The organism is Erythrobacter tepidarius, from assembly GCF_002155695.1.
GTDB classification, from domain to species: Bacteria; Pseudomonadota; Alphaproteobacteria; order Sphingomonadales; family Sphingomonadaceae; genus Erythrobacter; species Erythrobacter tepidarius.
This window is the reverse complement of sequence record NZ_MUYJ01000012.1, coordinates 113,433-123,779: the sequence shown is the minus strand read 5'-3', so window position 1 is coordinate 123,779 and position 10,347 is coordinate 113,433. Positions and strand designations below refer to the sequence as shown.

Here is a 10,347-nt window from a genome sequence, read left to right as displayed (position 1 = left end):
TCAGACCATCCGCGCCCTCATCAGGCCGAAAACAGCAGGTTCTTCGAGGTGTCCAGCTTCCAATCGCTGCTGAATTTCCGGTCGCACCAGAGCATGGTGCAGCCCCTTGAACTTTTTCAGAAGTTCCTCGTCGTCCAGAAAGCGGATACCGTTTTGCGAGAAGCGTGATGCACACAACAGCAGCCTGTCGCAGTTCATCTCTGTCAGGAAGCGATGGGCGACCGGAACCTTCGTCGCATTTGGTTTCCCTTGCTTGAGGTCTTCATCCTCGCGCGCGTTGAGTCGACGGAATTTCTGCAACAGCTCAAGGGGAAATTGGTTCGCGCGCTGTTCGCGCTCCCGTCGGTCTCGCAGCTCTTCCGGCGACAAGCCCTTCGGCTTTTTGGGTTCATGGCGTTGCGACGAAGCTCGGTATACAACCCTTTCCTCGCCGGACGATTGCTGCGACATCGCTGCTTTGAGTAGCGTCTCGGCTTCCTTCGCTTGCTTTGCATCCAGCGGGATTTGATGCTGGGCCGCAAGGAGAAGCATCTCGCGCCGGAAGCTAGCAGGCCCGACGATTTTCACCCTGCCGAATTTCTCTTGAGCACGGCGCAGCGCATCAATCTTGGCCTGTCGATCCTGTGAATGAACAGCGATAAAGCTGGCCCTCTCCACAAAGGCGATTTCCCCATCCAAGCGGTAGATCCGGCTGTGGCCCAACGTCTCAACTGTATACCGCTTAGCCCAGTCTCCTGGGCTTCTTTCAGGAGCAAGGCTGAACTCCTCTGGCTCACCCCACAGGACCGACGATGCAGGTTCGGTCTTTGGTCGGGGTCCCTTGCGCTTGCGCCCATTTTCGCGATCGAACGACAGTCGCAGTTCGCGCAGAATTCTCTCGGCTTCCTCGCGGCTCGCCTTCTCGCGCTGTTGTTGAAGGTTGTGATGGCGCCGCTTTTCTTTAATCGTCTCCATCTTCTCGCGCGCTTCGGCGCCTTCGGCACGTTCAGCCTTGATAGCATCAGTTCTGTTTCGCAACGCACGTTCGAAGTCGTGGAACTCGCTCTCGATCCGTTCTTGCTCGTTAAGCTGCTCCTGAAAATCGAGGTCGTGCGAAAGATCTCGCCGAGGCTCTTCGGCCACCTTGCGGTAAGCAGGGGCTACAAACGGGCGCACGCGGATATCGCTCGACGCCGGTTGGTAACCTTGGTTGCCAAGTCTCTTGCAAAGGCGCTTGTAGCCGGCATTTACCGTGCTCGCCGGAATGCGAACGGCTTCCTTGTCCACAACGCCAACTGCAACCAGGTGACCGCCCGCAATTTCGCCATCAACCCGATAAGGTTCGTAGCGGATACCTACACGGGCAAGGCCCCTATGAATATCATCCCAACTCTTGGCCTGTCTGGTCACGCCGCGGGCGAGCAGCTTGATCGCTTCGGGGGTCGGGAGCGGTTGGCCGACATAGCTGTCGGATGGGGCGAGCACCTCGGTATCGAATTCCACCTGTTCCGCTTCGACTGCCTTGAACGCTCCGCGACTGATGATGTCACCGTTCGCTTCCGCAACCTTGAAGCCGCTCCACGTATGGTAGACACCGGTGTTGTCGGCCACATAACGGCGATTGGGTTCAGGTCTCAAATTATCCTGCCCCTCGCAGATTGCGATGGCTATGTGGAGCGCCTCGATCTCCTTCCCCTGCCCCCAATCTCCAACCTTGCCTGAACTCGCGTCCGCCGTGCAGACCGCCAGATGCCAATGATCGTAGCCCGTGTCGCCATGCTTCGAGTAGATCATGGGCTTGCTTTCCGCGCGCAGCACACGGCGGAAAACGTCCCGGTGGCGCGCAGCCATATCTTCCGTCACGGGCTCGTCACCGTAAGCCACGACGATCTGTCGCAGAGAGTTCTTTCCCGATGCCGCAACGCGATAGGCGAATTCGAGTGCTTGATCGTGCTGGGTGCCTTCCTCGAGGTTGAAGACCGCCGCGTCGAGAACGCGCGTATCGACGCCGCGAGCATCAGGGCCATAGGCGCCGATATTGCTGGCCTCGCGAACGAGCGCCGTCTCGTCGTTGTCTAATTCGAGCCCGAGAACGTATTTCGCGACCGCGCGTCCCGCAAAGAGGGCCTTACGATCGGCGCTCGAAATCGTTGTGATCCCCGTGAAGAGGTGCTGATAAGAAATGCTCTTCGCGATCATCGTCTTCTCCTCGGCTCGAGTGCCTTGGCCGGGTATCGCTTGAGCATCTCCTTCATGTGCTGGTCCGCTAGGTTGCGGGCCTGCTGACCGAGCGTAATTGCTTGACGGTCGAGCTCGGCCACGTGGGAGTGCAGCCTTTCAGCAATCGCCGCCAAGTCCCTACCAATGTTCTCGGCGCGCTCTGCGCTACCCTCTTGACCAATGAGGCCCGTCAGTATCACAGCCGAATTCCGAAGGTGTTTCCTCGCATCCTCGATTGAAACAACGCTCTCCCGCATGTTGCGCGCAGACTGATAGACGCTGCCAATTGCAGCGTAGGTCGGGTCATAGACTTGACCTTGGTTTAGGCCCCGATCCCTGAGAAACGCCGAACGACTAAGGCGGCCCTTTTGCCGATCCAGTTCCATTTTCTCGGCCGCGTTCACCCGGACCTTAATGACAATGTCCCGCCGATTATTGGACGAAGTTTCCGCAGATCCTTCAGTGATTTCGGATCCAGTTCCTGAGGAGTGCTTGGTCATCGCCATATCCCTCTTTCTTCAAGGGCGGGACGAAGCGAAGCGACACGACGCCCACAGGAACGGGCCCCGTTCCCATCCTGCTTATTAATAGACCCATGATAAGTTGGCTCGGATCGGCAATAATTGCTCATCATAGATCGAGCCCCAGATTGGCAAAAATATCGAGCAGATCTTCTCGAGCTTTAATGCTATGCGCTAAAGCCGAACGAAGTTCCTCTCTATCATTGAGCAGAACATGTGCCTTCTCAATCTGTTCGGCGATCGGTTTCTCCAGGGCCGTGGCAATGAGGAGAGCTTTCGCTTTCGGGATTGGGAACTCTTTGCCGAAAGTTCTCGGTCGCTGGGGCTTTTGCGGCACTTCCTGTGGTCGGCGGCGACGGACTTCGGCGGCCAATGATGTCCAGTCTGATCCGCCGCCGCTCTCTACTGAACTAAGTCTATCCGAAGTGAGGCTTGCCGCTTGGACGGGCGGCCGCTCTGACGCCGAGATCGACTTCGCAGATGCAGGCGTGGTCAGATCAGCTGCGCTTGGTTCGTCGAGCTTCTTGATCATCGAGAATGCATCTTCGATGGCTGTGTTGGGGAACCCCTCCTGGCAATCTTTAGGCTCACTCGAGGCATTCCGCCTTTCCGGCGGAGCGGGGTCTGAGGCGGGAATCTCGCCAATTTTGTTTGAGTTGTCGGATGACGATTTAGCTTCGCGCGAGGCAAAATACTCGGCATATCCGTTCCGCACAGACCACCTGAAACAATTGCGCTGCAGCCATCCGATCCGGTCAGCCAAGACGGCGATCTCAGCTTGTGATAAGCTTTGTGAGTTGCCCGCCAACTTACGGGCAAGAACCATCGGCCGGCAGGATTGTGGCGGCCTGTCTGTCTTGCCCGTCCCAGGATAACCAAGCATCCTGAGACGGGTGCAAATGAGGTCGTCGAAACGTTGCAGCCCGCCCAGTGGCACCGGCTTGTCGGGGTCTAAATCGGGTATGAGGATATCGGGATTTTGCATTTGCTGGCGGTGAAAAGCTCTCCGCTCAGCTTCAGCTTTTGATACTTTCTGGCCAGATTTTGCGCCCTGCGATTGCTGATCGCTTTTTGATTTCGGCATTCCTTGCACTCCGTTAGGGATCCTAAGGAGTGGTTCTAGGACGGGTTAAAGAAATCGGGTAATGCAGTGCAAAGAAACGTGGTTTCAAGCCTAGTTACGATTTCGCCATGAGCGAATGGAACGTAAGCGATTTGCTTACATCCGCATAGCGCGATGGGGAATATCCCTCCGATCACGCTGGCAAACTCTGGCGGTGAAACCAGCCCACCGGATCTGAGCAAGGCGGAAAACTCCAGACCCACTTGGTCGGACGATGGGTAGCAGTGCAGCGTGGCGCAGACTCTACATCAAATGGCGGGAGCCAGCGGGGGTCAGGTCAATGCCTATCTGCTTCAGGTGGAACGTAAGCGATGTCCTGAGCCCACCTTGCGCGGGTGATGCGGAGCGCCGAGTGTCCTCGCCCTGATTGTCGAGGGGCGCTGGTGCTATGACGATGTCATGTGATGATGCTGGTAGCAGCGGTGTGCGGCGCTTTGAGGTCTTCACCGGTGTCGGCAAGCGCCGGGACTGGCCGCCCGAGGTGAAGGCCTCGATCGTTGCGGAGAGCTATTCGGGCAAGGAGAGTGTGAGCGCGGTGGCACGCCGCCATGGCATGTCGGCATCCCAGCTTTTCACGTGGCGCCGCTTGCTGCGCAAGGAGATGGAGGAGCGCGGTATCGCGCTGCCAGTCCGGTCTCGCGAGGCTCCGATGTTCGTGCCTGCGGTGGTCGAGAAGCAAGAGCCGTTACCTCCGGCCGTGTCGAGCAAGCCGGCATCGCGCCGCAGAAGTTCCAAGGCTAGCACGATCGAGCTGGAGATTGGCGACGCACTGGTCAGGATCGGCAGCAGTGCTGATGCCGATACGATCGCCGCCGTCATTACTGCTCTTCGAGGATCGCGATGATCGGCCCGGCACCCGGTGCGAAGGTGATGGTGGCGACGCGGCCCGTGGATTTTCGGAAGGGAGCGGACTCGCTCGCGGCGCTGGTGGCGGCTGAGTATGGCGGCAAGCCCTATTCGGGCGTCATCTACGTGTTCCGCGCCAAGCGCGCAGACCGGATCAAGCTCATCTGGTGGGACGGAACAGGCCTTTGCCTGATGGCCAAGAAGCTGGAGCAAGGCAGCTTTAGATGGCCCCGGATCCAGGAGGGAGTGATGCGCCTCACAGCCGCTCAACTGGGTGCTTTGCTCGAGGGTCTGGACTGGCGCCGCGTGCATGGTGGGCGCCGTCCGATCGCGCCCCAGATTGCCGCTTGACGGGGTGCGCGCGGACTGATTCACTCCCGGTCATGCTCCTCGAAGCGGACCTTCCCGATGACGTCGACGCGCTGCGCGCGCTCGTCCTCGAACAGGCCCACGAGCTGGATCTTCTCAAGGTTTTCCGGGCAGAGAACGAGCGGCTGCAGGCGATCATCGATGCGCTGATGCGTCATCGTTTTGGCCGCAAGTCTGAGCAGCTCGATGCTGACCAGTTCGAGTTGGCGCTCGAGGAAGTTGAGGCCGCACTCTCGCAGGCCGAGCTTGCCATGAACAAGGCAAGCAAGGCTTCGTGCGAACGCCCCCGCAAGACCAACCGCGGATCGCTGCCTGCTCATCTCGATCGGATCGAGCAAGTCGTCGATGTCGAGGATAAGGCCTGCCCCTGCTGCGGCGGTGCGCTCCACCAGATCGGCGAGGATGTGGCCGAACGCCTCGATGTTGTCCCCACCACCTTCCGCGTGCTGGTCACTCGCCGACCGCGCTATGGCTGTCGTTCATGCGAGAACGCTGTCGTGCAGGCTCCGGCGCCGGCACGGATCGTCGAAGGCGGCATCCCCACCGAAGCGCTGATCGCGCAGGTGCTGGTATCCAAGTATGCCGATCACCTGCCGCTCTACCGGCAGGCCCAGATCTATGCCCGGCAGGGCATCCAGCTGGATCGCTCCACCCTTGCAGACTGGGTTGGCAGAGCGGCCTGGTATCTGCGCCCCTTGCGCGATCATATCCTCGAGCGATTGCGACGATCCGAGCGGCTGTTCGCCGACGAGACCACCGCGCCCGTGCTCGAGCCGGGGCGCAAGCGAACGAAGACCGGCCAGATCTGGGCCTATGCCTGCGATGACCGACCTTGGGGCGGCAGTGACCCGCCCATGGTCGCCTATGTCTACGCGGCCGATCGCAAGACCGAGCGGCCCGAGGCGCATCTGCACGGTTTTGCGGGCATCCTGCAGGTCGACGGCTATGGCGCCTATGCGGCGCTGGCCCGGCGGCATCAGCAGATCCGCCTCGCGTTCTGCTGGGCGCACGTGCGCCGCAAGTTCTACGAGCTGGCCGAGAGCTCGCCGGTGGCAGCCGACGTGCTGCGCCGCATTGCCTCCCTCTACGCCATCGAGGACGAGATCCGTGGGCTACCCGCGGACGAACGTCGCGACGTCCGCGACCAGCGCAGCCGCCCGATCATCGACGACCTCTACAGGTTCCTCGAAGCACGCGGCCGGCAGGTCAGCGCCAAGAGCCGTCTTGGCGAGGCGATCCGCTACACGCTGCCGCGCTGGGACGGGCTCATCCGCTTCCTCGATGATGGTCGCATCGATCTCGACAACAACGCCGTCGAGCGGGCTATCCGTCCGCTCGCCCTCAACCGCAAGAACGCCCTGTTCGCAGGCTCCGACGAAGGCGGTGACAACTGGGCGGTGATCGCCACGCTGATCGAGAACTGCAAGCTCACCGGCATCAACCCGCACACGTGGCTGACCGCGACGCTCACCAGTCTCGCAAACGGTCACCCCGCATCGCAGATCGACCAGCTCCTGCCGCACGCTCACGTGGGCTGAGAACAGCGCTTACGGTGGAACTCCGGGAGCTGCGCACGACAGTCGAACGGACGGAGTATGTGCTCCAGCAGGCGCGTAAGGACGCAAAAGAGCGGGAGGATTTCCCGCCGCGAGCCTACTATAAGATGGCGAGCGTGGCGTTTGTCGCCAGCGCCAGCGCATATCTTATCGGCATGATCTTCGAGCAATTGATTGCGGTGAGCTGACCATTGCCGTGCCAATTGAGCCCAGCCTACAGGAGGGCTATGGCAGGAAATCAAAGTGCCGCCGGTGCCATGCAAGCTGGCGCCGATGGCCATCGTCCAGCTGGATGGAAGGCACCAGCTCGGGGGCCAGCAGCGCTAGTGCCTGCTCGCTCAAATCAGGCTTTACAAGCACCCGGCCATCGTCGCCGAAACTGACTAGGCCGCGATCGAAAGCGGCATCCCAATGCACCGCGAGGAGGAGCCCGTTGAACACGTCGAGGCGCTCCTCGTCGCTTCGGCATTCGGCCCAGGGAACGATGTGGCTTGCCCGTAAGAAAGCCTCATCGCGGATGCCGGTGAGCGGGCAGCGGCCGCCCCAATAGTCGAGCAGCGCGCGGCGGAAGTAGCCCTGCCCAACCCTCTCCTTCACGATCCGCTCGACCTCGGTGTTGCCAAGACCGGCGACTTCCGCCTCGTATTGCGCGAGCGGAAAAGTGGGCAAACTGCGGGCGAGTTGAAACGCGCGGGACAAGGCTGATCGCAGTTCGGCCTGCGTGGCAAAGGCGAAGGCGCCTTTGAAATGTTGGGGCGGCGGGGTGACGGCAGCGCCTGCAAGTTCCTCGGCGAGCTTGGCGGCTACGCCGGCGTGCTCGACCGCCAAGAACCAGGGTGATCCGTCGGAATTGATCCCACTTGCAAGCGCGACTTCGCCGGGAACGCCCTCGTCCGATTTGAACCAGAGCCACCCGTCGGCGATGCCGTTGGCCTTGCGGAAGCCGTGATTGTAGGCGGCCTGATCCAGCTCGACCCGGAAGATCGGATGGGCGGTAGTATGGCGCAGGCTGAGGCGTTCATCTCGCGGCACGGTAGTCTAAATCCAGCTCGCACACATGTCAGCCTGAAGCTGATCAAGCACTCCTGGCAGCCTCTCGCTCGCCGCCGTCAAACCGAGAAAAGTCGCAGCTCGTGTTGCACCGACGTAGATGTAGCGATCTACGAGCTCGGGTTGCTCGACTGCTAGGCGATCTACGTTCGTGAAGAAGACCGCTTCGAATTCCAAGCCCTTGATGTGCTGGACATCGAAGATCCTAACGTCTGCCTCCTGACCCTTAACTAGCCCCTTCGGACATGCGACAGCTTGAATGTTTAGGTGCTCGAGCCGGTTCCCGAGTGCGCTCGCCAGCTCTTCTATCTCATTCTCGTTCTCGACCAACACTGCGATCGTGGGCATCGCTCCGTTACTCAAACGATTGATCTCGGCGATACGCTGCGCAAGCCACTCGGCTCGGTCTTCGATCGATAATAGTCCTAGGCCGAAAGCGGGATCGAAGCCGTCGTTGTCCAGCCCTACCGGACCTTGCTCGGAAACCTCGTCCCCCTGTAACCTCGACAGCCTGACTGCGAAATCTGCGAGTTTGCGGCTTTGCCGATACGTGATCGAGATGCGGCGCAGATCAATGCCCGGCACGGCCCACCGTAACTCTTCTTCGCGACGACTGCCCCATGTCGTCAGGCGCTGATTGAAGTCTCCGGAGATGAAGACCGCATCGGTCGACACACTCGCCAGATTGCGCATGATCGCGAGTTGTAGGGGTGAAAAATCGGTAGCCTCATCGATCAAGACTTGGTTGCGGCGAAGGCTTGCCACAGCGTCTAGTATCGCAGGCCTGCGATCTCCCAATCGCGATTGCAGAAGCTTGTCGTTCGACATCGCGCGAGCATGCGAAACTGAGGCAAGCATAATGGCATCGATTTCGGCTGGTTGGGCGTCACTGCCGCCCACAGCCGCTTCCGAATACCATCGTCCAGCCGCCCGCATGGCCCTGCGAAACTGCCGGTATCGCAAGGGCAAGCCCGACAGCCATGTTGTCGGCGCCTTCGCGATCCTTCGCGCAGCGCGTTGCACCAACAGGCGCTCGCCCGCAGCTTTGAGATCGGGAAGCTCCGCTCGCCTTTCCCGAAGGAAGGCGAGCAAGCGAGCATTGCGCGTTCGCGCACCGGGGGTTCGGCCAGTGGCTTGCCCTATCGCCCGAGCACGCATCGCTTTACGGAAAAAATCTACTGTCTGCCTACGATTAGAAACGGGTCGAGCGGCCTCATCATCATCATCATCGTCTTCATCAACCTCATCCTCGACATCCTCGGCCGTCTCGACCGCGGTTTCGGCTGTCAATGTCGTGACGAAGGCAGCGAGGTCGTCAAGGAAACGAGCATCGGCGCGAGCGAATGCATGCAATGGGGCCTCCAGTGCACTGCGGATGCCGTCTCCCATTTCGCTTGCGGCTTTGCGGAGCTCATTGGCCACTCCGGCGATCTCTCCGATCATCTGGAGCGGATTGTCCGCTCCCCGCTCGACCATGCCGACAACCCGCCGCCCGATCGCCGCAAGGCGTGGTTCCCCAGTTGCCGCCAACCGTTCTGCTTCGACGCGCAACTGACTGACGAACTGCTCCTTCTGGAAAGCGTCGAATTCCTCGAACCATTCGATCTGATTCTGAAGGGTGCCAGGCAGAAACACAGGAAGGTCCGGCTTGATGACCATCCCGGAGCGCGTTCCGATGCTCAGAATGCCAAGGTCATTACGGCAGACCTGACGCCGGTAATCGTCCCAGACCTTTAGCCGCTGGTCGTGAACGGGCACGCCTTCCTTTCCGAGAGCGTCCTTCACGTAAAGTCGAAGCAACTCGGTCGGAGTGAACATGATCCAGCTGTTGGGATGTTCCAGTCCCGCCTCATCTGTCCCGTCAACCAGATCCTGCTCCTCTTCGGAAAGGTGCTGAAGATCAACGGTTCTTCGAAGGCGCTTGATGAGGGTCGTTGTCTTGCCCGTTCCCGGCGGCCCAAGCACGGCGATCTGGCTATCAACCGGGAGACGCAGAATTTCGTCCTGGAACTGGTCCAATAGCGCCGCCACCCGCAGTTGCATCGCCGTGAGCGTTTCACGCATCAATCCTTCAACGATGTTATCGGCCCCCTCCTCTTCGGCGAGCCAATGGGCCAGAGCATCGACCTCGTCCCTGGGTAGTCCACCATCGCGAAGCAGCTCTCGCAGCGACTTGATAGTTCGCGGACCCTTACTCTCCCGAAACTCGACAGCAGGACGAGAATCCCACTCTCCGCCGAACTGGCCGGGCTTGAAGGTCATCTTCTCTATGACATCAAACCATCGTTCTCCACTCGGTAAGCGGATGTAATCGCCCCTGTCGATGCCAACCGGCAAGGCGGCAAGCCGCCCCTTTGCGCTGAGGTAGCTGCAAGAAACGATACCGGGCGCGTCGACACGGCCGACAGGCGAAATGTATATCGTTTCCCGATTGTTATCTTCGTCGAGCACAACAATGCGGGCGATCGCGGGTTCGTTGCGAAGGCGCTGACAATCGCTTATCCGCTCAGCATTACGCAATGCCATGCCGCGAGCGATGTTTTCGGCGGTTGAATGATTGACGACGGTTAGACTTTCGAGGCTTAGCCCCCTATCGCGCAGCTTGGCTGTCGCTGCAGTCGAAATGGCCTCGAACGCATCTAGCGCCTCACGTGCGATCGGTTTCAGCTCTTCCAATCTGTGT

Annotated in this window: 9 protein-coding genes; 4 read left to right on the top strand and 5 right to left on the bottom strand. The window is 60.1% G+C overall.

Annotation, left to right across the window (positions count from 1 at the left end):
* The 3 genes from BZF61_RS12655 to BZF61_RS15635 form a co-directional block, all read right to left on the bottom strand.
* Positions 1 to 2,178 carry an LPD7 domain-containing protein gene (locus tag BZF61_RS12655; protein ID WP_086619728.1) on the bottom strand — a complete coding sequence of 726 codons (2,178 nt, stop codon included), beginning with the start codon at positions 2,176 to 2,178 and terminating at the stop codon, positions 1 to 3.
* A complete protein-coding gene (locus tag BZF61_RS12650; RefSeq protein WP_143737048.1) occupies positions 2,175 to 2,705 on the bottom strand; it encodes a hypothetical protein in 531 nt (176 codons plus the stop codon). The genes BZF61_RS12655 and BZF61_RS12650 overlap by 4 nt, the downstream gene beginning before the upstream one ends.
* A 124-nt stretch (positions 2,706 to 2,829) precedes the next feature.
* Complete coding sequence (locus BZF61_RS15635; RefSeq protein WP_143737046.1) at positions 2,830 to 3,804, bottom strand: hypothetical protein; 975 nt, start codon at positions 3,802 to 3,804, stop codon at positions 2,830 to 2,832.
* Positions 3,805 to 4,237: 433 nt separating this feature from the next.
* Here BZF61_RS15635 and tnpA point away from each other — a divergent pair, with 433 nt between their 5' ends.
* Genes tnpA through BZF61_RS12630 form a run of 4 tightly spaced genes read left to right on the top strand, consistent with a single transcriptional unit; the run spans position 4,238 to position 6,802 of the window.
* Positions 4,238 to 4,687 (top strand): IS66-like element accessory protein TnpA, encoded by a 450-nt coding sequence (gene tnpA, locus BZF61_RS12645; protein ID WP_245804627.1) that lies wholly within the window; start codon positions 4,238 to 4,240, stop codon positions 4,685 to 4,687.
* The gene (gene tnpB, locus BZF61_RS12640) at positions 4,684 to 5,040 is read left to right on the top strand and encodes an IS66 family insertion sequence element accessory protein TnpB (RefSeq protein ID WP_086619723.1); all 357 of its coding nucleotides are present in this window, start codon (positions 4,684 to 4,686) and stop codon (positions 5,038 to 5,040) included. The genes tnpA and tnpB overlap by 4 nt, the downstream gene beginning before the upstream one ends.
* Before the next feature lie 32 nt (positions 5,041 to 5,072).
* Positions 5,073 to 6,596: an IS66 family transposase gene (gene tnpC, locus BZF61_RS12635; protein ID WP_086619721.1), complete on the top strand. Its 1,524-nt coding sequence runs from the start codon at positions 5,073 to 5,075 to the stop codon at positions 6,594 to 6,596.
* Positions 6,597 to 6,610: 14 nt separating this feature from the next.
* Complete coding sequence (locus BZF61_RS12630) at positions 6,611 to 6,802, top strand: hypothetical protein (RefSeq protein ID WP_086619719.1); 192 nt, start codon at positions 6,611 to 6,613, stop codon at positions 6,800 to 6,802.
* A gap of 37 nt (positions 6,803 to 6,839) precedes the next feature.
* Here the strand turns inward: BZF61_RS12630 and BZF61_RS12625 are convergent, their stop codons facing one another.
* On the bottom strand, positions 6,840 to 7,646 hold the full coding sequence (locus tag BZF61_RS12625; RefSeq protein ID WP_086619718.1) for an HNH endonuclease: 807 nt from the start codon (positions 7,644 to 7,646) through the stop codon (positions 6,840 to 6,842).
* 6 nt (positions 7,647 to 7,652) lie between these two features.
* On the bottom strand, positions 7,653 to 10,340 hold the full coding sequence (locus BZF61_RS12620; RefSeq protein WP_143737044.1) for an ATP-binding domain-containing protein: 2,688 nt from the start codon (positions 10,338 to 10,340) through the stop codon (positions 7,653 to 7,655).
* Positions 10,341 to 10,347: the final 7 nt, after the last annotated feature.